General features: G+C 68.0%; 1 pseudogene. It reads right to left on the reverse strand.

Annotated elements, in window-relative coordinates:
- Positions 1 to 75: 75 nt before the first annotated feature.
- Positions 76 to 291, reverse strand: a pseudogene (locus EN852_RS39525) (glycosyltransferase family 2 protein); the annotation flags it as partial.

Below are 291 nucleotides of genomic sequence, written 5' to 3' on the forward strand. Positions count from 1 at the left end.
GCCGGTCCAGCGATCCGGTCGGCCAGGACCAGCCATAGTCGGGAAAACGCCTGCCGATGCGACGGATCTTCGCCATCAGCTGGAGCTGGCCTTGCTCTGCGCCCGTCGCAGCATGGCCAGGCGCGCCACTTCCAGGTAACCGCGGTCGCGTGTCGCGTCGCGCCCATAGGACAGGCTTCCTGGCCTGATGCGCCGCAGCGTCAGGACCTCGTCGATCATGTCGAGGACAAAGCCGGCCTCGCGAGCCCGGGCGATCCAGTCGATCATCTCGCCGCGACCACCTGGCGGATC

The sequence above is a fragment of the Mesorhizobium sp. M2E.F.Ca.ET.209.01.1.1 genome, from assembly GCF_004010375.2.
Classification (GTDB): domain Bacteria; phylum Pseudomonadota; class Alphaproteobacteria; order Rhizobiales; family Rhizobiaceae; genus Mesorhizobium.